The organism is Pseudomonas sp. P1.31, assembly GCF_001269815.1.
Lineage (GTDB): Bacteria > Pseudomonadota > Gammaproteobacteria > Pseudomonadales > Pseudomonadaceae > Aquipseudomonas > Aquipseudomonas rustica.
The window spans coordinates 39,757-60,467 of record NZ_LHVN01000005.1 but is presented as its reverse complement, the minus strand read 5'-3'; the positions used below and the strand labels follow the sequence as shown (position 1 = coordinate 60,467).

Annotated in this window: 16 protein-coding genes; 14 read left to right on the top strand and 2 right to left on the bottom strand. The window is 60.3% G+C overall.

Features of this window, described 5'->3' with window-relative positions:
• Positions 1-52: 52 nt before the first annotated feature.
• The 13 genes from AD669_RS02890 to AD669_RS02830 all read left to right on the top strand — a co-directional run bounded on the left by AD669_RS02890 (position 53) and on the right by AD669_RS02830 (position 16,253).
• Complete coding sequence (locus AD669_RS02890; protein ID WP_053116885.1) at positions 53-2,173, top strand: TonB-dependent copper receptor; 2,121 nt, start codon at positions 53-55, stop codon at positions 2,171-2,173.
• Positions 2,174-2,273: 100 nt separating this feature from the next.
• Complete coding sequence (locus tag AD669_RS02885; protein WP_053116884.1) at positions 2,274-3,653, top strand: PepSY domain-containing protein; 1,380 nt, start codon at positions 2,274-2,276, stop codon at positions 3,651-3,653.
• A gap of 151 nt (positions 3,654-3,804) precedes the next feature.
• The gene (locus AD669_RS02880; protein WP_053116883.1) at positions 3,805-5,928 is read left to right on the top strand and encodes a TonB-dependent siderophore receptor; all 2,124 of its coding nucleotides are present in this window, start codon (positions 3,805-3,807) and stop codon (positions 5,926-5,928) included.
• A 113-nt stretch (positions 5,929-6,041) separates the two neighbouring features.
• Positions 6,042-6,830, top strand: coding sequence for an ABC transporter ATP-binding protein (locus tag AD669_RS02875; protein WP_053116882.1), 789 nt, complete (start codon positions 6,042-6,044; stop codon positions 6,828-6,830).
• Positions 6,827-7,774 (top strand): ABC transporter substrate-binding protein, encoded by a 948-nt coding sequence (locus AD669_RS02870; protein WP_053116881.1) that lies wholly within the window; start codon positions 6,827-6,829, stop codon positions 7,772-7,774. Before AD669_RS02875 ends, AD669_RS02870 begins: the two co-directional genes overlap by 4 nt.
• Positions 7,771-8,781, top strand: a complete 1,011-nt coding sequence (locus tag AD669_RS02865; RefSeq protein WP_053116880.1) for an iron ABC transporter permease — start codon at positions 7,771-7,773, stop codon at positions 8,779-8,781. Before AD669_RS02870 ends, AD669_RS02865 begins: the two co-directional genes overlap by 4 nt.
• Before the next feature lie 221 nt (positions 8,782-9,002).
• Positions 9,003-9,425: a hypothetical protein gene (locus AD669_RS02860; protein WP_053116879.1), complete on the top strand. Its 423-nt coding sequence runs from the start codon at positions 9,003-9,005 to the stop codon at positions 9,423-9,425.
• A gap of 257 nt (positions 9,426-9,682) precedes the next feature.
• On the top strand, positions 9,683-10,948 hold the full coding sequence (urtA, locus tag AD669_RS02855) for an urea ABC transporter substrate-binding protein (protein ID WP_053116878.1): 1,266 nt from the start codon (positions 9,683-9,685) through the stop codon (positions 10,946-10,948).
• A 143-nt stretch (positions 10,949-11,091) separates the two neighbouring features.
• A complete protein-coding gene (gene urtB / locus AD669_RS02850; protein WP_053116877.1) occupies positions 11,092-12,594 on the top strand; it encodes an urea ABC transporter permease subunit UrtB in 1,503 nt (500 codons plus the stop codon).
• A complete protein-coding gene (gene urtC, locus AD669_RS02845; protein WP_053116876.1) occupies positions 12,594-13,673 on the top strand; it encodes an urea ABC transporter permease subunit UrtC in 1,080 nt (359 codons plus the stop codon). Before urtB ends, urtC begins: the two co-directional genes overlap by 1 nt.
• Positions 13,670-14,539, top strand: a complete 870-nt coding sequence (gene urtD, locus AD669_RS02840) for an urea ABC transporter ATP-binding protein UrtD (protein WP_008078129.1) — start codon at positions 13,670-13,672, stop codon at positions 14,537-14,539. Before urtC ends, urtD begins: the two co-directional genes overlap by 4 nt.
• 132 nt (positions 14,540-14,671) lie before the next feature.
• A complete protein-coding gene (gene urtE, locus AD669_RS02835; RefSeq protein WP_053116875.1) occupies positions 14,672-15,370 on the top strand; it encodes an urea ABC transporter ATP-binding subunit UrtE in 699 nt (232 codons plus the stop codon).
• 43 nt (positions 15,371-15,413) lie between these two features.
• Positions 15,414-16,253, top strand: coding sequence for an urease accessory protein UreD (locus tag AD669_RS02830; protein ID WP_053116874.1), 840 nt, complete (start codon positions 15,414-15,416; stop codon positions 16,251-16,253).
• Positions 16,254-16,345: 92 nt separating this feature from the next.
• Here AD669_RS02830 and AD669_RS02825 read toward each other — a convergent pair whose 3' ends face one another.
• Positions 16,346-17,761 carry a PLP-dependent aminotransferase family protein gene (locus AD669_RS02825; protein ID WP_053116873.1) on the bottom strand — a complete coding sequence of 472 codons (1,416 nt, stop codon included), beginning with the start codon at positions 17,759-17,761 and terminating at the stop codon, positions 16,346-16,348.
• Positions 17,762-17,851: 90 nt separating this feature from the next.
• Here AD669_RS02825 and AD669_RS02820 point away from each other — a divergent pair, with 90 nt between their 5' ends.
• Positions 17,852-18,790: a DMT family transporter gene (locus tag AD669_RS02820; protein ID WP_053116872.1), complete on the top strand. Its 939-nt coding sequence runs from the start codon at positions 17,852-17,854 to the stop codon at positions 18,788-18,790.
• 115 nt (positions 18,791-18,905) lie between these two features.
• On the opposite strand, the gene prpD is transcribed toward AD669_RS02820, so the two are convergent.
• Positions 18,906-20,390, bottom strand: a complete 1,485-nt coding sequence (prpD, locus tag AD669_RS02815; protein WP_053116871.1) for a 2-methylcitrate dehydratase — start codon at positions 20,388-20,390, stop codon at positions 18,906-18,908.
• Between the last annotated feature and the right edge of the window lie 321 nt (positions 20,391-20,711).

Genomic DNA, 20,711 nt, shown 5'->3' with positions numbered 1-20,711 from the left:
ACAGCTTCAGGCTGCCGGCCGTGTCGTTTACGACTGTTTGATGGAAATTGTCATGTCCAGGTTTGCTGCTGTTTCACGCTCGGGTTCCGCCCCGGTGTCCTTCGCTTTGAACGAATCGCGGATTCGTTTCAGGCACGCTAGCGCCGTCCTTTGCGGCGTCCTGCTGTCCCCGTTGGTGTTGGCCGATGATCACACCGGCCACAACGAAGAACTGAGTCCAACGGTGATCACCGCGATCGCGCCGAGCTCACCGCTGACCATCGTTACCAACCCAAAAGATCCACGCCAACCAGTGCCGGCGAGTGACGGCGGCGATTATCTGAAAACCATTCCGGGTTTTGCGCTGGTGCGCAATGGCGGCACCAACGGCGATCCGGTATTGCGCGGCATGTTCGGCTCGCGTCTGAACATCCTCACCAACGGCAGCATGCTGCTCGGCGCTTGCCCGGGCCGTATGGACGCGCCGACCTCGTACATCTCGCCGGAAACCTACGACAAACTTACCGTGATCAAAGGCCCGCAAACCGTGCTTTATGGCCCGGGCGCCTCGGCGGGCACAGTGTTGTTTGATCGCGAACCGGAGAGCTTCGGCGAACTCGGCACGCGGGTGAACGCCAGCGTTCTGGCCGGCTCTCACGGACGCTTCGACAAGGTTGTCGACGCCGCTGCCGGTGGCCCGCTGGGTTACGTGCGCGTGATCGGCAACACCGCGCATTCCGACGATTACCGCGACGGCAACAACGACATCGTCGCCTCGCGCTACGACAAGTGGAACGGCGACGTCGCGGTCGGCTGGACGCCGGATGCCGACACCCTGATCGAACTCACCGCCGGCAAGGGCGACGGCGAAGCACGCTACGCTGGGCGCGGCATGGACGGCTCGCAATTCCTGCGTGAAAGCCTCGGTCTGCGCTTCGAAAAATCCAACATCACCGACGTGCTGGAGAAACTCGAAGCGCAGGTCTACTACAACTACGCCGACCACGTGATGGACAACTACACCCTGCGCACGCCGTCCGGCACCGGGATGATGGCCGGGCCCATGGCGTCCAACGTCGACCGCCGCACCCTCGGTGCGCGGATCAAAGCGACCTGGCGTTGGGCCGACATTCAACTGATCACCGGCCTCGACGCGCAGACCAACGAGCATCGCCAGCGCAGTTCAATGGGCGTCGACACCTACAAAGATCTGCCCTACACCAAGGACGCCGATTTCCATAACTACGGCGTGTTCGGTGAAATGACCTGGTACGCCGCCGACCGCGATCGGCTGATCACCGGCGCCCGCGTCGACCGCGCCTCGGCCAAGGATTATCGGCAAACCAGCGGCTCGGGAATGATGACCCGCCCCAATCCGACCGCCGACGACACCCGCGCCGACACCCTGCCCAGCGGCTTCGTGCGCTACGAGCATGACCTCGCCGACAGCCCGACCACGCTCTACGCCGGCCTCGGTCACGCGCAGCGCTTTCCGGATTACTGGGAGCTGTTCTCGGCGAGCAGCGGCCCGGTCGGTTCGCTCAACGCGTTCGATTCGATCAAACCGGAGAAAACCACGCAGTTCGATTTCGGCGTGAACTACAAGAGCGCCGATCTGGAAGCCTGGGCTTCCGGTTACGTCGGCGTGGTGCGCGATTACATCCTCTTCGATTACACCCCGGGAATGATGGGCATGAGCACCTCGCGCGCCGAGAACATCGACGCGCGAATCATGGGCGGTGAACTCGGTGCCGCGTATCAACTCACCGACAACTGGAAGACCGATGCGACCCTGGCCTACGCCTGGGGCAAGAACAGCAGCGACGGTTCGGCCCTGCCGCAAATGCCGCCGCTGGATGCACGCTTCGGTCTGACCTATACCAAAGACAACTGGAGCGCCGGCGCACTGTGGAGGGTGGTTGCCGCGCAAAACCGTATCGACCAGAACAAGGGCAACGTGGTCGGCAAGGATTACGACAAGAGTTCGGGCTTCGGCGTGTTCTCACTCAACGGTGCCTACCGGATCAACAAAAACTGGAAGGTCAGCAGCGGCGTCGACAACCTGTTCGGCAAGGCTTACGCCGAACACCTGAACCTGGCGGGCAACGCCGGATTCGGCTACCCGGCCAACGACCCGCAAGCCATCAACGAACCGGGGCGCACGCTCTGGACCAAGGTGGACATGAGTTTCTAACAAGAAAAGTCAAAAGATCGCAGCCCGCATGTACCCCTGTAGGAGCTGCCGAAGGCTGCGATCTCTTGATCTAAAAAATTCGCCAAGCGGAGCACACGTGATGAATCAGCCCAAACCGAATTTCTACAACCTCGCCTGGCGTTGGCATTTTTACGCCGGGCTCTTCGTCGCCCCTTTCATGGTGATGCTGGCCCTGACCGGCATGATTTACCTGTTCAAACCGCAACTCGATTCATTGATGTACAGCAGCCTGCTCAACGTCCCCGCCGGTCATCACAGCGTCCCGGCCGATGACTTGCTGCAACGGGTAAAAAGCGCTTATCCACAAGGCCAGGTCACCCAATACCTGCCGCCGGTCAACGCCGAACGCAGCGCGCAATTTGTGGTGACCAATGCCGGTCACGAACTCAATGTGTTCGTCGATCCGTACCACGGCGACATCCTCGGCGAACAAGATGCCAAGCAAAACCTGCAAGCCATCGCCCGCGCGATTCACGGCGAATTGATGATCGGCACCGTCGGTGACCGTCTCATCGAAATGGCCGCCGGTTGGGGCGTGGTGTTAGTGGTGTCCGGGCTGTTCCTGTGGTGGCCGCGCGGTCAGGCCGCCGGCATTTTGTGGCCACGGCTGAACAGTCGCGGTCGTGTGTTGTGGCGGGATCTGCACGCGGTCACCGGGTTCTGGGGCGCGACATTGCTGCTGGTGATGCTGCTCAGTGGCATGACCTGGACCGGTTTCTGGGGCAAGCAATACGCGCAAGTGTGGAACGTGTTCCCGGCAGCGATGTGGGACAACGTGCCGACCTCCGATGTTGAAGCGCGAACCCTTAACAGCGCCACCCGCCAGACCGTGCCTTGGGCGATGGAAAACACGCCGATGCCGATGTCCGGCGACCACGCCGAACACATGGTCCACGGCGGCGCCAACGCTGGCCCGGCGGCACCGAGCATTAGCCTGCAAGACGTGCAAAACATCGCCACCGCGCGCAAGGTCGAACCGGGCTACAGCATCACGTTGCCGACCACCGCCACCGGCGTGTTCACCATCGCCGTGTTCGCCGATGACCCGCGCAACGACGCCACCCTGCACGTCGATCAATACACCGGCAAAGTCCTCGCCGATGTGCGTTTCGAACAGTACGGCACGGTTGCCCGTGCCACCGAAATCGGCGTGATGCTCCACGAAGGCAAGATGTTCGGCACCTTCAATCAGATCGTCGTGCTGCTGATCTGTCTGATGATTCTGCTCAGCGCCGTCAGCGGCGTGGTGATCTGGTGGAAACGTCGGCCACAAGGCAAATTCGGCGTGCCACCGCTGCGGCATGACCTGCCGAAATGGAAAACCGGCGTGATGATCATGCTCGCGCTGGCGGTGATTTTTCCGCTGGTGGGCGCTTCGCTGGTGGTGGTGTGGTTGCTGGATCGACTGCTGCTGTCGCGGTTTGGTCGCCAACCTGAATCTGCCTCAACTTCATCATGAAGCAGGCGAGATGCGCGATTTAGACAGCTCTATAGACTGCCGGGGCTTATATGCCGGCAATTTTTAGTGTTACTGTATAACGCGAATTTGCCATTCTGCCCACGACCACAAGTCGTGGGCTTTTCATTTGATGAAGTGATTCACCGTACCGATGAACAAGTACCTCTTGTCCAGCCTCTGCCTGTTCGCCATGAACAATGCCCACGCCGACAGCGCCCCCCTGACGTTGCCCACCGGCACCATCAGCGCGCCCGCCGTTGACGATGCAACCGTCAGCCTCACCACGCCGACCACCGCCGGTTCGCGGCTGAACCTCAGCGCCATGCAAACCCCGGCCAGCGTTGAAAGCCTCAGCGGCGAGCAAGTCCGCGCGCGCGGCGATCGCAGCGTGCAGGACGCGGTGTCGCGCAGCACCGGCATCAGCCGCACCGGGACGCCGGGCGATGGCGGCACATCGTTGCAGGCGCGCGGTTTCACCGGGCAGAGTTCGGTGATGCAGTTGTATGACGGCAACCGCATGTACACCGGCATGGGCACCGTCACGTTCCCGGTCGACACCTGGTCGGTGGAGCGTGTCGATGTGCTGCGTGGCCCGGCGTCGGTGTTGTACGGCGAAGGCGCGACCGGCGCGGTGGTCAACGTCATTCCGAAGAAGCCATTCGAGGGCGACATCGAAAATCATCTGCGCGTCGGTTATGGCTCTTACGATAGCCAACAGCAGGCCTTCGACAGCGGCGGCTCACTGAGCGATACGTTGAGCTATCGCCTCAATCTCAATCGTCTGCGCAGCAACGGCTGGATCGATCGCGGCGACGCCTCCAGCGACTTCATCAGCGCCGCCCTGCGCTGGCAGGCCAGCGAAGATCTGGCGTTTACCCTCGCCCACGATTACGGCGATCAGCGCCCGCAAAACTACTTCGGCACGCCGTTGATCAATGGCCATTTGCAGGACAGCCTGCGTTACAAGAACTACAACGTGCGCGATGACAAACAGCATTACAACGATCAGTGGACGCGTCTGACCAGCGACTGGCAGATCAACGACTCGGTCAGCGCCAGCAACGAGTTGTATTACCTCAAGGCCCAGCGCCGCTGGCAGAACGCCGAGAACTACAACTTCGACGCGGGCACGCAGCAATTGAGCCGCAGCGGTTATTTCGGCATCGGCCATAAACAAGAACAGGTTGGCGACCGTCAGACCTTCACCTTCAAACACTCGCTGTTCGGCCTCGACAGCCAGACCGTCAGCGGCGTCGAGTACAACCGCATCCGCTTCCAGCTCAACAGCAACTCGCCGTTCAACGACGTGTTGCCGAACGGCCAGGCCGTGGATCTGTATCACCCGCAGGCCGGCACTTTCGAGAGCGCCGACCCTTATCGCGATCAGTTCGACAGCACCACCAAACAGATGTCGGTGTTCGCCGAGAACCGCACGCAACTGAGTGAGCGCTGGTCGCTGGTGACCGGTGTGCGCCGCGATTACGTGCACGTAGATCGCAACAATCTGCTCGATGGCAGTCAGAGCGACAAGACACTGACCGGCAACAACTGGAAGGCCGGGCTGGTGTTTGCGTTGACGCCGGACACCTCGTTCTACGGCCAGATGGCGACCAGCACCGACGGTATTGGCGGGCTGATTTCTCTGAGCCCGAGCCAGCAGCAATACGATCTGTCGACGGCACGCCAGACTGAAGTCGGCATGAAGCAGTTGTTCTGGGATCAGCGCGGCGAGTTCACCTTGGCGGCGTATCGCATCGTCAAGAAAAAGCTGCTGACTGACGATCCGGGCAACCCGACGCTCAAGCAGCAGGTGGGTCAGCAGTCGTCTAACGGGCTGGAAGCGAGCCTCGATCTGCAACTGCCGCACGCCTGGCAACTGCAAGCGAACGCGGCGATCGTGAAGGCCAAGTACGACGATTTCTCGGAGGTGGTGAACGGCCAGACGCTGTCGTATAACGGCAATCGTCCGGTGGACGTACCAAGGCGTACGGCCAACCTTTGGTTGAACAAAGCGCTCAGCGATGATCTCAAGGCCGGCGCCGGTGTGCGGTATGTTGATGCGCGTTACGCCGACATGGCCAACCGCAACGAGCTGCCGAGTTACACCGTGGTCGACGCGACGTTGTCGTGGCAAGCGCTGCGCAACACGACGCTGGGCTTGCAGGTGAACAACCTGTTTGACCGCCGGTATGCGCAAAGCCAATACAATGAGGGGCAGCAGTGGATCCTTGGCGAACCGCGCTCGTTTTTTGTCAGCGCTGATTACACCTTTTGATTTAGTAACGCCTTCGCGGGCAAGCCTTGCTCCTACAGATTAACGCTACCTGTAGGAGCAAGGCTCGCCCGCGAAAGCTTCATCAGCATCACCAAACATCCCAGAGCAGAAGCATGACCTCACTCACCCTCACCGACCTCGCCTGGACACCGCTGGGCCACGGCCACTGTCATCACCAGTTCCAGCTGCGTGACGCCTCGTTGCAGGTGGCCGCCGGTGAGTTCGTCGGGTTGATCGGCCCCAACGGCAGCGGCAAAACCAGCCTGCTGCGCTGCGCCTATCGCTTCAGCCCGCCGGAAAGCGGTGAGGTAAAACTCGATCACCACAACGTCTGGAAACAATCCTCACGCTGGTGCGCGCAACGCATCGCCGTAGTCTTGCAGGAATTCCCCGATGCCTTCGGCCTGACCGTCGAAGAAGTCGTCGCCATGGGCCGCTCGCCGCACAAACGTCTGTTCGAAGGCGACACCCGGGAAGACCGTGATCTGGCAACCCAAGCGTTGAAATCCGTCGGCCTCGAAGGCTTCGAAGACCACGCCTTCGCCACCCTCTCCGGCGGCGAAAAGCAGCGGGTGATTCTCGCCCGCGCCCTGACTCAACAACCGCAACTGCTGATCCTCGACGAGCCGACCAATCACCTCGACCCGCGCTATCAGCTCGAATTGCTGCAACTGGTCAAACGCCTGAAGATCGGCACCCTCGCCAGCATCCACGACCTGAATCTGGCCGCCGCGTTCTGCGACCGTTTGTACGTGATCAATCACGGCCGCATCGTCGCCAGCGGCACGCCGCAAGAAGTCCTCACTGAACAATTACTGCGCGAGGTGTTTGGCGTCGAGGCGTTGATCGACGCGCATCCCCTCCACGGCTACCCGCGAATCACCTGGATAACCCGACCATGACCCTGCGTTCCCTGCTTTGCGTCGCCCTTCTGTTGTGCAGTGCCGAAGCCTTGGCCGAATCGACGAAATACCCGCTGACCGTGCACAGCTGCAACCGCGACGTGACTTTCAAGGAAGCGCCAAAACACGCGGTCAGCCACGACATCAACATGACCCAGATGATGCTCGCCCTCGGCCTCAAATCGCGGATGGCTGGCTACAGCGGCGTCAGTGGCTGGAAGTCGGTGACACCCGAGATGCAATCGCTGCTCGACGGTCTGCCGGAGCTCGCGGCGAAGTACCCGTCGGTGGAAACCCTGCTCAACGCCAACGTCGATTTCTTCTTCGCCGGTTGGGATTACGGCATGCGCGTCGGCGGCGACCTGACGCCGCAAACCCTGCAACCGCTGGGCATCAATGTCTACGAGTTGACCGAGTCCTGCGCTTTCGTGATGAAGCGCCCGGCGGCGACGCTGGATGACACTTACAACGACCTGCGCAACCTCGGCAAAATCTTCGACGTGCAGGATCGCGCCAATGCCCTGATCGCCGACATGCAGGCGCAAGTTGCTGCCGTGCGCAAAGACCTGCCAGCAGAAAAGCCGCGCGTGTTCCTTTATGACAGCGGCGAAGACCGCGCGATGACCTCTGGCCGCCTCGGCATGCCGCAAGCACTGATCGATGCGGCGGGCGGGCGCAATATTCTCGATGACGTCGACGCGAGCTGGACGCGGGTCAATTGGGAAACCGTGGTTGAACACAATCCACAGGTGATCGTGATCGTCGACTACAGCGAAATCACGGCGGAGCAGAAGATCCAGTTCCTGCTCGATAACCAAGCCCTGCAATCGGTCGATGCGATCAAGAACCAGCGCTTCATCGTTATTCCGTATGTGCAAGCCACGCCGGGCATCGACAACGTGTTGGCCGTTGAAACCCTGGCCAAAGGTTTCCACGGCGAATGATCAACCGTCGCTATGCCTTGCTGCTGCTCGCCCTCGGCGCCGTGTTGCTGGTGTCGTGCGTGGTCTCGCTCGGCTTCGGCCCGGCGCGGGTGCCGGTGGACGTGGTGTGGCAGATTTTGCTGCACAAGGCCTTCGGTGTTGGCGAGGTGAACTGGAGCGCCGGACAGGAACATATCGTCTGGCTGATCCGCGTGCCGCGCATGCTCCTCGGCGCGCTGGTCGGTGCCGGGCTGGCGCTGATCGGCGCGGTGCTGCAAGCGGTGACGCGCAATCCGCTGGCCGATCCGCATCTGCTCGGCGTCACCTCCGGGGCCACGCTGGGCGCGGTGATCGTGGTGCTGCACGTCGGCGAAATTGTCGGGTTGTTGACCTTGCCGATCGCCGCGTTCATCGGCGCGTTGTTGAGCATGCTGGTGGTGCTGGCGATTGCCAGTCGCCATGGCCGGCTCGACAGTGACCGCTTGCTGCTGTGTGGCGTGGCGGTGTCGTTCGTGATGATGGCGATCGCCAATCTGCTGCTGTTCATGGGCGACCACCGCGCCAGTTCGGCGGTGATGTTCTGGATGCTCGGCGGCCTCGGGCTGGCGCGCTGGGAGTTGCTCGCGGTGCCAGCGGCCAGCGTGCTGCTCGGGTTGATGTTGCTGCTGGGCATGGCGCGACCGTTGAACGCATTGATGGCCGGCGAGCAGACCGCCGTGACCCTCGGTTTGAATGCGCGCGCGGTGCGTTTACGGGTGTTCGTCATCGCCTCGTTGATGACCGGTGTGCTGGTATCGATCAGTGGCTCGATCGGTTTTGTCGGGCTGATGGTGCCGCACATCGCGCGGCGCCTGGTCGGTGCCGAGCATCGGCGTTTGCTGCCGGCGTGCGTGCTGCTTGGCAGCATCTTTCTGGTCTGGGTCGATGTCGCAGCGCGCACGTTGATCGCGCCGGAAGACTTGCCGATCGGCATCGCCACCGCGGCTATCGGTGGTCTGTTCTTCATCGGATTGATGCGTCGTCGCTGAATCCGTTAGATCGCCAGAGCCCTGCCCGGAACCAGATTTCCTGTCGACAACTACATCTGCCAAAACCACGAAAACGGAAATTTCCTACGAACTTTTCAGGTTGTCTGTCAGACGTCCGCTCCTTAGCCTCTCGCCATCGCTGAACCGTTGGCGATCAGATGCGCAATATTCGGCGTGTATCCGTCGAAAGGCGTCTGTCCACAGAAGATAGGGTAAGCACGATGCTCAAAAAAATAATCGCATCCATCGCATTTATCACCGCGCCAGCCTGGGCGGCGCAAGCGCCGTTTACCGGCACGGACTACAGCGGCACCTACGCATGCACCGGCATGGACAGCCACATCGGCGAGTTCAAGGGCACTGTCGATATGCAACTGAATGCCGGGCAGAGCACGGGTGAATACGGCGCATACGCCTTCACTCTGACGCTGGCGGACAAGTCGCTTTACAACGGTTTCGCGGCCGCCCAGGCAACATCACTGGCCATCTACTTCGCGCATACCGACCCGGCACTCAAAGATTTTGGCGTGGGTATCGCCAAAATGAGCACGTCGTCTGACGGCAAAGCGTCCTTTACCAAGTACTACTACGGCCCTGAATACGAAGGCGGCGGTCACGGCATGGAAAACTGCGTCAAGAGCTGAACCCCCTTCATACCGTGGGAGCAGTTCTGCTCCCACGTCCGCTGTTCAGCGACCTGTCCCTCCGCGCCCCAAAGTGGCGCGACCGCATGCACCAACGCGCCCTGCGCGTCCCTTCGTGGTGCAGCGCAAAACCGCACAAGCGCTCTAACACGACATTTTCCTGCCTGAACCCGACCGGGCACAGCCCTTGCAAAACAGCCTTCAGTCGTCCGCATCTGCCAACCAAAAAAACTTCAAATGTTCATGGAGATCGCACAATGAAGCGTCGCAGTTTGATCAAGGCTTTCACACTCACGGCATCGATTGCCGCGATGGGCATGACCTGGACTGTCCAGGCCGCCGAGACCATCAAGGTCGGGATTCTGCATTCGTTGTCCGGCACCATGGCGATCTCCGAAACGTCGCTCAAAGACATGGCGCTGATGACCATCGACGAGATCAACGCCAAGGGCGGCGTCAACGGCAAGATGCTTGAGCCGGTGGTGGTTGATCCTGCGTCGAACTGGCCGCTGTTCGCCGAGAAAGGCCGGCAGTTGCTGACTCAGGACAAGGTCGCCGTGGTGTTCGGCTGCTGGACTTCCGTGTCACGTAAATCGGTGCTGCCGGTGTTCGAAGAGCTCAACGGTCTGCTGTTCTACCCGGTGCAATACGAAGGCGAAGAGATGTCGCCGAACGTCTTCTACACCGGCGCCGCGCCGAACCAGCAAGCGATCCCGGCGGTGGAATATTTGATGAGCGAAGAAGGCGGCAGCGCCAAGCGCTACTTCCTCCTCGGCACCGATTATGTTTATCCGCGCACCACCAACAAAATCCTGCGTTCGTTCCTGCATTCCAAAGGTGTGGCCGACAAGGACATCGAAGAGGTCTACACGCCGTTCGGTCACAGCGACTATCAAACCATCGTCGCCAACATCAAAAAATTCTCCGCCGGTGGCAAGACTGCGGTCATCTCGACCGTCAACGGCGACTCCAACGTGCCGTTCTATAAAGAACTGGCCAACCAGGGTTTGAAAGCCACCGACGTACCAGTCGTGGCGTTCTCGGTCGGCGAAGAAGAACTGCGCGGCATCGACACCAAACCACTGGTGGGCAACCTCGCGGCGTGGAACTACTTCGAATCCGTCGAGAACCCGGCGAACAAGAAATTCGTCGCTGACTGGAAAGCCTACGCGAAGAAACACAACCTGCCAGGCGCGGACAAAGCCGTGACCAACGACCCGATGGAAGCCACTTACGTCGGTATCCACATGTGGGCTCAGGCGGTTGAAAAAGCCAAATCCACTGACGTCGACAAGGTGCGTGAGGCGCTGGCCGGGCAGACCTTTGCGGCGCCATCGGGCTACACGCTGACCATGGACAAGACCAACCACCACCTGCACAAACCGGTGATGATCGGCGAGATTCAGGCCGATGGTCAGTTCAACGTCGTGTGGCAGACCGAAGGGCCGATCCGTGCGCAACCGTGGAGCCCGTTCATTCAGGGCAACGACAAGAAGCCGGATTATGCGGTGAAGAGCAACTGAGTTATCCCGCTCAACCTGATCGTTCCCACGCTCTGCGTGGGAATGCCTCAACGGACGCTCTGCGTCCGCTTTGGGGACGCGGAGCGTCCCGGGCTGCATTCCCACGCGGAGCGTGGGAACGATCACTACGCAAGGCCACGCATATGCGCACTGCCATACACCGCTTGCTTCTCGCCATCGCACTGTTGCTGCCAATGCTGGCCCACGCCGGCGATGCCGAAGACTTCGTCGCGGCCAATCCCGTGCAACAGGCCAAACTGCTGGAAACCTGGGCCGCGCAGCCCGACCCGGCGCGTATCGAATTGATCAGCGCCCTGCAACAAGGCGAGTTGACCATCGATGGCCAGCCGAAAACCCTGCGCCTGAACAATCGCCTGCGGGGTCTGATCGACACCGCCATGGCCAGCCACCAATTGCTCGCCGCCGACGCCAAAATCCGTCTGACTGCCGCGCAGCAATTGCAGAAAAGCGCGAAACCCGCGCAGCTGAAATTCCTCGACCAGCAACTCGCTGGCGAAAAAGATGACAACGTCCACGCCGCCCTGAGCCTGGCGCTGGCCAATCTGCAACTGGTCGACACTGACCCCGCCGTGCGACTCGCCGCAGTGAGATTGCTCGGCGAAACCGGCGATCCACTGGCCCGTACGCGCCTCGAAGGTTTGCTCGAACCCGGCGTCGAAGCCGATGCCACGGTGCGCACCGCCGCCGAAACCAGCCTTGCTCAAGTCAAACGCAAACTGCTGATCGGCGAGATCCTCGGTCAGGCCTTCAGCGGCATGTCCCTCGGTTCGATTCTGTTGTTGGCCGCGCTCGGTCTGGCCATCACCTTCGGTCTGCTCGGCGTGATCAACATGGCCCACGGCGAGATGCTGATGCTCGGCGCCTACTCGACCTACGTGGTGCAGTTGATGTTCCAGCGCTACGCACCGCAAGCCATCGAGTTTTATCCGTTGATCGCATTGCCGGTGGCGTTCTTCGTTACCGCCGCAATCGGCATGGCACTGGAGCGCACGGTGATTCGTCACCTCTACGGCCGCCCACTGGAAACATTGCTCGCCACGTGGGGCATCAGCCTGATGCTGATTCAACTGGTGCGCCTGTTGTTCGGCGCGCAGAACGTTGAAGTCGCCAACCCGGCGTGGCTGTCCGGCGGTATTCAAGTGCTGCCGAATCTGGTGCTGCCGTACAACCGCATCGTCATCATCGCTTTCGCGCTGTTCGTGGTGGTGCTGACCTGGTTGCTGCTGAACAAAACGCGCTTGGGCCTCAACGTCCGCGCCGTTACCCAGAACCGCAACATGGCGGCTTGCTGCGGTGTGCCGACCGGTCGCGTCGACATGCTCGCCTTCGGCCTCGGCTCGGGCATCGCCGGCCTCGGCGGCGTGGCGCTGAGCCAGATCGGCAACGTCGGCCCCGACCTCGGTCAGAGCTACATCATCGACTCGTTCCTGGTGGTGGTGCTCGGCGGCGTCGGCCAGTTGGCCGGCAGCGTGCTCGCAGCATTCGGCCTGGGCATCGCCAACAAGATTCTCGAACCGCAGATCGGTGCGGTGCTCGGCAAGATCCTGATCCTCGCGCTGATCATTCTGTTTATCCAGAAACGTCCGCAAGGCCTCTTCGCACTGAAAGGACGGGTGATCGACTGATGAACCAGCCTCTGTTAGTCACGGCCACGCAAAAGGCCGGGCCGAAAGTCACCATTGCCATCGGTGCGGTAATCCTCGCCCTGCTGATCGCCCTGCCGCTGCTGTCGTTGTTGTCGCCCGACAATGCGCTGCACATCTCGGCGTATACGCTGACGCTGGTCGGCAAAATCCTCTGTTACGCCATCGTCGCACTGGCGCTGGATCTGGTCTGGGGTTACGCCGGTTTGCTCTCGCTGGGCCACGGTCTGTTCTTCGCCCTTGGCGGTTATGCGATGGGCATGTACCTGATGCGTCAGGCTGCCGGCGATGGTCTGCCGGCGTTCATGACCTTCCTGTCGTGGAGCGAATTGCCGTGGTACTGGACCGGCACCAGCAGCTTCTTCTGGGCGATGTGTCTGGTGGTGTTGGCGCCGGGTTTGCTGGCGCTGGTGTTCGGTTTCTTCGCCTTCCGTTCGCGGATCAAAGGCGTGTATTTCTCGATCATGACCCAGGCCCTGACCTTCGCCGGCATGCTCCTGTTTTTCCGCAACGAGACCGGGTTTGGTGGCAACAATGGGTTCACCAATTTCCGCACGATTCTCGGTTTCGGCATCACTGAACCGGGCACCCGCGCGGTGCTGTTTCTGGCCACGGTGTTGCTGCTGGTGGCGAGCCTGTTTATCGGCTGGCGCCTGGCGCAGAGCAAGTTCGGTCGCGTGCTGACCGCGTTGCGCGATGCGGAAAACCGCTTGATGTTCTGTGGCTACGACCCGCGCGGTTTCAAGTTGTTCGTGTGGGTGTTGAGTGCGGTGTTGTGTGGTCTGGCCGGCGCGTTGTATGTGCCGCAAGTCGGGATCATCAACCCGAGCGAAATGTCGCCGACCAACTCGATTGAAGCGGCGGTCTGGGTGGCTCTTGGCGGTCGCGGCACGCTAATCGGGCCGTTGCTCGGTGCCGGGGTGGTCAACGGCATGAAGAGCTGGTTCACCGTGGCGTTCCCGGAATACTGGCTGTTCTTCCTCGGCGCGCTGTTCATCGTCGTGACGCTATACCTGCCCAAAGGCGTGATCGGCCTGCTGAAGAAACGAGGTGAACAATGAGAGTCACAGCGAGCGCTGAATTCATGTTGGAACCAGCCTTTTTTCCCGTCGAACCGAACAAGGACGCCGGCACCAGCCGCGACTCGATCGGCCTCGGCCAACGCGTCGGCCCGGGCCTCGACACGCGTCACGGCACGATCCTCACCCTGGAAGACATCAGCGTCAGCTTCGATGGCTTTCGCGCACTGAACAATCTGAATCTGTACATCGGCGTCGGCGAGTTGCGCTGCATCATCGGCCCCAACGGTGCGGGCAAGACCACGCTGATGGACGTGATCACCGGCAAGACTCGCCCGAGTCACGGCAAGGCGTGGTTCGGCGAAACGCTGGATCTGACACAAATGAGCGAAGTGCAAATCGCTCAGGCCGGCATCGGTCGCAAGTTTCAGAAGCCGACAGTGTTCGAGGCTTTGAGCGTGTTTGAAAACCTTGAACTGGCGCAGAAAACCGACAAGTCGGTCTGGGCCAGTTTGCGTGCGCGGTTAAGTGGTGAGCAGAAGGATCGCATCAGCGAAGTGCTGGAGACGATTCGCCTGACCACCTCGGTCAATCGCCCGGCAGGGTTGTTGTCCCACGGGCAGAAGCAGTTTCTCGAGATCGGCATGTTGCTGATGCAGGATCCGCAATTGCTCCTGCTCGATGAGCCGGTGGCGGGGATGACCGATGCGGAAACCGAGTTCACCGCTGAGTTGTTCAAGAGCCTGGCGGGCAAGCATTCGCTGATGGTGGTGGAGCATGACATGGGCTTCGTCGGCTCGATTGCTGACCATGTGACCGTGTTGCACCAGGGCAGCGTGCTGGCGGAAGGCTCGCTTGAGCAAGTGCAGGAAAACGAGCGCGTGATCGAGGTTTACCTCGGCCGCTGAAACTGCAAACACCTTTCCAATGTGGGAGCGGGCTTGCTCGCGAATGCGGTGTGTCATTCAAAGTTGATGGGACTGATCCACCGCATTCGCGAGCAAGCCCGCTCCCACAGGGGGATTTGAGGAGATCTGGAAATGCTGCAAGTCGACAAGCTGCACCAGTACTACGGCGGTAGCCACATCCTGCGCGGTCTCTCGTTCGACGTGAAAGTCGGCGAAGTCACCTGCCTGCTCGGGCGCAACGGCGTCGGCAAAACCACCCTGCTCAAATGCCTGATGGGCCTGCTGCCCGCCAAAGAAGGCGCAGTGAATTGGGAAGGCAAACCGATCACCACGTTCAAGCCGCATCAACGGGTTCACGCCGGAATCGCTTACGTGCCGCAAGGTCGGGAAATCTTCGGCCGCCTGACCGTTGAGGAAAATCTGTTGATGGGCCTGTCGCGGTTTCCCGGCAGTGAAGCCAAAGAAGTGCCAAGTTTCATTTATGAATTGTTCCCGGTGCTGCTACAAATGAAGCAGCGTCGCGGCGGTGACCTCTCCGGCGGTCAGCAACAGCAATTGGCGATTGGTCGCGCATTGGCCAGCCGTCCGCGTTTATTGATACTCGATGAGCCCACCGAAGGCATTCAACCCTCGGTGATCAAGGAGATCGGCGCGGTGATCAAAAAACTCGCGGCGCGCGGCGACATGGCGATTTTGCTGGTCGAGCAGTTCTACGACTTCGCGGCGGAGCTGGCCGATCAATACCTGGTGATGTCCCGGGGCGAGATCGTGCAGCAGGGTCGCGGTGAAAATATGGAGGCCGAAGGCGTGCGCGGGCTGGTCACGATCTAAGGCAACGATCTAATCTGTAGCTTCCTAACGATAATTACAAACCATGAATTCGACTGTTTCACCTGCCCTGTTTACCCCGAGCTGGCACGCCGAGCTGGAACTCGCTTACGCGCGTTTCGGCGATTGCACACGTCCGGTTCAGCGCCGGCACCTCGGCCCGCTGCGCGTGCAAAAGCACCTGTACGCCGAAGGCCCCGAGGTCTGCCAGCACATCATCGTCCACCCGCCGGGCGGGATTGCCGGAGGTGATCGCCTCGACATCAGCGTGCGCGTCGAGCAACAGGCCTGGGCGCAGATCACCAGCCCCGGCGCGGCCAAGTGGTATCGCGCCGGTGGCCCGGCTTATCAGAGACTCGACTTTAAAGTGGCAGCCGGCGCGACGCTGGAATGGCTGCCGCAGGAAACCATCGTCTACAGCGCCGCTCAGGCTGAGCTGAGCACGTCGATTGATCTTGAAGGTGATGCGCGGTTGTTTTATTGGGACGTGGTGGCGTTGGGTCGCCCGGCCAGTGGCGAGCGTTTTGATCGCGGGCATTTTCAGGCGCATCTGGATATTCGCCGCGACGGCCGATTGCTCTGGCATGAACGCCAGCGCATTGTCGGTGACGACGGTTTGCTTGATTCGCCGATCGGGCTGGATGGTCATCCGGTGTTTGCGACGTTGTTGGTCACCGGTGAGATTGATGCTGAGTTGCTGGAGCGTTGTCGTTCGCTGGGGCATGACGTGCGCGGGGATTTGACGCAATTGCCGGGGCTGTTGGTTGCCCGGTGTCTGGCTAACGAAGCATTGCTCGCCCGTGCGTGGCTGATCGATTTATGGCGCTTGCTACGCCCGGTGCTGCTGGGCCGCGAAGCCCAGCCACCCCGAATCTGGAACACCTGAAATGCATTCCCCTGTAGGAGCTGCCGCAGGCTGCGATCTTTTGATCTTGTTTTTAAACATCAACGTCAAAAGATCGCAGCCTGCGGCAGCTCCTACAGTGGGATGTATTGTGTGAGAGATTGGGCAAGAGCCTCAAACCCACTGAGCAACAACCGATCATCCCCCACCGAATTACACACACTCACCCGAATACACTGCGGCACCGCCGCATGCCCGACCGCAAACGCCTCTGCGGTCGCCACCAGATAATTATTCTCCTTCAACTCCGCCGCAATCTGCGACGCCCGCCAGCCTTCCGGCACCTCGACCCAAAAATGCGGACTGTGGCTGTGCGTCTTGTAATTCAAGCCCTCCAGCGCCCCGACCACCAACGCCTTACGCCGGCCAATCTCGTCAATCTGCTCATCCAGCAAGCGCTCGGCCAAGCCGTTTTCGATCCACAGACTCGCCACCTCCATCGCCAGCGGATTGGCCATCCAGCATGTACCGCGAATGGCTGAACTCAAACGGCCGATCAACGCTTGCGGCGCATGCAGATAACCCACGCGCAATCCCGCCGAAACAGCCTTGCTCAAACTGCCGATCAACACCGAACGCTCCGGCGCGAAATAACTCAGCGGTAAAGGACGTTGGCGATCCAGCACGGCGTGGGCTTCGTCTTCGAGGATCAGCAGATTGTGCTGACGGCAGACCTCGGCAATCGCCTCGCGTCGTGGGACGGACATCACCGCCGCCGTAGGATTCTGGATGGTCGGCGTGCAATACAGCGCCGAAACGCGATGCTGACGGCAGATTTCCTCCAGCGCTGACGGTAAAAGCCCTTCGTCATCCATCGCCGCGCCGATCAGCTTTATCCCGAGCTGGCGAGCGACACTGAGCAATCCGGGGTAGGACAAATGCTCGGTCACCACGGTGTCGCCGGCCTTGAGCAACCCCATCAACGCACACAACAAACCGTGCTGGCCGCCGTTGACGCACAACACCTGATCGGCGTGCGGCACAAACGCGCCGTGCTGCAACCACACCGCCCCGGCCTGCCGATGCCGCGCCATGCCGCCTTCCGCGCTGTATCCAGTCAATTGCTGCAACACTCGCGGATCATTGGCCAATGCTTGCAGACTCTGGCTCATAAACGCCGCTTCCTGCCCCGGAATCGGCTGATTGCGGCTCATGTCGAAACAGGCGGGCGGCTCATCGCTGACATTGCGAAAGCCTTTGTCCTGCGGCCGTTCCATCCCTCTCTGACGCACGTAAGTGCCATCGCCTACGCGGGCGACGACCAATCCCACACGCTCCAGCTCACCGTAGGCGCGGCTGATCGTACCGATGGTGACGCCGAGGCTATCAGCCAACAATCGGTGCGGCGGTAATTTGCAGCCAGCGTCGATCACGCCTTCAGCGATAGCTTTTTCCACTGCATCGGCGAGGCGCTGGTACTTCACGCCAACCCCGTGAGTGAGGCCATCACGGAGGATTGACACCATGGCAATACTTACTTTGACAGTCATTCGCGCCCCGAATAGCGTGCTGAAAACAGGTTCAATCAGGGATAGACCTTTTCTGTGACCAGGTCAATTCCGCCGCTCGGAGCACACCGCATGTCGACCGCCGTCAGCACACCGATCAGCATCAGCAAACCCTGGCTTGCCGGATTGATCACCAGCACGTTGTTTCTGATCGTCTGCCTGAGTTGGGGCACGACGTGGCTGGGGATCAAGATTGCTGTAGAAAGTGTGCCGCCACTGACCGCGGCCGGGCTGCGCTTTCTCATCGCATTTCCACTGTTTTTGAGTTTCGCGTTGCTGCGCAAAGAACCGTTGCTGTTCCCTCGGCAGAGCCGCTGGTTTTTTGTGTTCGTCACGCTGTCGTATTTCAGCCTGCCCTACTATTTGCTCAACTACGGCGAAATGCATGTCTCATCGGGCCTGACAGCGTTGCTGTTCAGCTGCATGCCAGTATTTATCCTGCTGTTTTCCGCGCTGTTTCTGCGCGAGAAAATCTATCCGTCGCAGATGCTCGGCATTGCCATCGGTTTTGGCAGTCTTTTCATGATTATTCGCAGCCAAGGTCTGCATCTGGATCAGGCCGAATGGCTGGGAGTGCTGGCGATTCTCTGCGCCGCCGTGATGCATGCACTGTGCTACGTGGTGACGAAAAAACACGGCAGCGCGATCAGCGTGATCACCTACAACACGCTGCCGATCGGCATTGCCGGGGCGATGTTATTTATTGTCGGATTGAGCGTCGAAACACCGGTGTTCGAGAACATCACGGCACGCTCATGGGGCGCGCTGTTCTACCTCGGGCTGGTGGCCTCGGTGGGCGGGTTTATCGTTTATTTTCTGCTGCTGAAACGCCTGAGCCCGATCATCCTGTCGTTCGTGTTTATCATTTTCCCGGTGTTCGCCGTGATCATCGGCGCCTGGTACGAGGGGCAAACCCTGTCCCGGGAGCTGATGATCTATTCGGCGATTTTGTTGAGCGGTTTTGCCATCACCAAATTGCCCATCGAAAAATGGCGAAAATCGTCCGTGTAGGAGCTGCCGCAGGCTGCGATCTTTTGATCTTTTTTTTACGATCAACATCAAAAGATCGCAGCCTGCGGCAGCTCCTACATGGATCGGTTTCATCCAGCCAGGGCGGCGTCGATCGTCAGATCACGAACAGGTCGACGAAGCGATTTACCGGGGTGGACTCGAGTCGGGTTTGATCCTTGCACAGTGCGAAGATCTCGCCGCTGCGCTGGCCGGTAAAACGCGTGGCCAGATTGGCTTTGAATTTGTCTTCGAGCAACGGAATGCCCTCGGCGCGGCGGCGACGATGGCCGATCGGGTATTCCACGACGACGTTTTCGCTGCTGCTGCCATCCTTGAAAAATACCTGCACGGCGTTGGCAATCGAGCGCTTGTCAGGCTCCAGGTATTCGCGGGTGAAACGCGGCTCCTCGACGATGACTATTTTCTCGCGCAGCACATCGATGATCGGGTGCGCCTTGTGGAAATCGTCTTCGTATTGCTCGGCGACCAGATTGCCGAAGGCCAGCGGCACGGCGGTCATGTACTGGATGCAGTGGTCACGGTCAGCGGCATTGGCCAGCGGCCCGACTTTGGAAATGATGCGGATCGCCGATTCGTGAGTGGTGATGACGATGCGGTCGATTTCGTGCAGACGATTGCGCACTTGCGGGTGCAAGGTCACCGCCGCTTCGCAGGCCGTTTGCGCATGGAATTCGGCGGGGAAGCTGATTTTGAACAGGACGTTTTCCATCACGTAACTGCCGAACGCGCGCGAGAAACTGAAAGCGCGTTTGTCTTCCGGTTTCAGCGCCAGATCGTTGTTGCCGTGGCTGAACAGCACGTCATAAAAGCCCCACTGTTTTGCCGTCAGCACCCCGGGAATGCCCATCTCGCCGCGCATGGCGATGTCGGCCAGGCGCACGCCACGACTCGACGCATCCCCCGCCGCCCAGGATTTTCGCGAGCCGGCGTTGGGGGCATGACGATAAGTGCGCAGCGCTTGGCCGTCGGCGAATGCATGGGACAACGCCGACAACAGTTGTTCGCGATTGGCGCCCATCAGTTTGGCGGTGACGGCGGTGGAGGCGACTTTCACCAGAATGACGTGATCAAGTCCTACGCGGTTGAAGGAGTTTTCCAGGGCGATCACGCCTTGAATCTCGTGGGCCATGATCATCGCTTCGAGCACATCGCGGATCGTCAGTGGCGCTTCAGCGTTGGCCACGCGTTTTTGCGAGAGATGATCGGCCACCGCGAGAATCGCACCGAGGTTGTCGGATGGATGGCCCCACTCGGCGGCGAGCCAGGTGTCGTTGTAGTCGAGCCAGCGAACGATGCAACCGATGTCCCACGCGGCTTTGACCGGGTCGAGACGATAGGAAGTGCCGGGGACGCGCGCGCCAAACGGCACAACGGTGCCTTCGACGATCGGGCCGAGGTGTTTGGTGCATTCAGGGAAACGCAGTGCGAGCAGGCCGCAGCCTAACGTGTCCATCAGGCAGTTGCGGGCGGTGTCGAGGGCTTCGGTGGATTCGGCTTTGAAGGTGAGGACGTAGTCGGCGATGTCCTGCAGGACACGGTCGTAGTCGGGGCGGTTGTTCAGGTCGACGTTGGCGCTCATTGCGGTTCTCCTGTGCGGGAATGATGAGTGGTGCGGTCTTCCTCAGGGCTTGGCTGGGTTGGTTGATTGCAGGTCTGGGATGCCTGCTTGATTTGCGTTTCTTCTGTGGGTGGCCCCTCACCCTAGCCCTCTCCCGAGGGAGAGGGGACTGATTGGGGGATGTTGTAGAGGTGCACCGACGTGAACGATCTACATTGAATCCATAATCGATCTGGTCAATTCACAATCTCAAACACTTCGGTCGGCCCCTGAATCCATAATCGACTCGATCTTTCAGGTCGATGTACATCTCCAGACACCTCGGTCGGCCCCCTCTCCCTC